1 pseudogene is annotated in these 737 nt (G+C 70.3%); it reads left to right on the top strand.

The features are described 5' to 3' along the window. Positions 1–58: 58 nt before the first annotated feature. Positions 59–737 (top strand): annotated as a pseudogene (locus PUT80_RS46235) (IS1380 family transposase); the annotation flags it as partial.

Below are 737 nucleotides of genomic sequence, written 5' to 3'. Positions count from 1 at the left end.
CTGGGATGATTGTTCTTGCGACAGAGCAATTGTCACCGAGGGAGAGGGCACCTGCTGGATGCGATCATTGCATACTGCCGGGGCGGTGTCGGCGAGGTTCGACGATCCGAACCTCGTGTCGCATGCCGGGCTGGAGCCGGTGATGCGGCTGGCCGAGGCCGCGGGGCTGGGCGGGCTGGCCGACGAGCGGCTGATGCTCGGGACCACGGCGGGAGCCCATGCCGGGGCGAAGGTGTCGACGATCGTGGCCGGGATGGCGGCCGGGGCGGACTCGATCGACGATCTGGACGTGGTCCGCCACGGCGGGTTGCCGCGGTTGTTCGCCGGGGCGCGGGCGCCCTCGACGCTGGGCACGTTCCTGCGCGATTTCACCCTCGGCCATGTCGCCCAGCTGCAGAACGTCGCCACCGCAGTGTTGCAGAACCTGATCGCGCGGGCCCCGCTGCTGGCGGGGGCCGGCCAGCTCGCGTTCCTCGACATCGACTCGAAAATCACCCGCGTGTTCGGGCCGGGCAAAGACGGCGCCAAGCCCGGCTATACCAAGGTCCGCGGGCTGAACTTCCTTGCCGGGTGCCTGTCCTCGCCGATCAGCGCGCCGGTGATCACCGGGACCCGGCTGCGCGGCGGGCAAGCTCATTCCGCTCGCAACGCGGTCTCGTTCGTGGGCGCCAATCTCGCCGCCGCCCGCGTCTGCGGCGCGACCGGGACACTGGTGGTGCGGCTGGATTCCGGCTTCT

It is taken from the genome of Amycolatopsis sp. La24 (genome assembly GCF_029087445.1).
GTDB lineage: Bacteria > Actinomycetota > Actinomycetes > Mycobacteriales > Pseudonocardiaceae > Amycolatopsis > Amycolatopsis nivea.
Note: the sequence above shows the minus strand (reverse complement) of the source record. Positions and strands in the feature narration are given on the sequence as shown.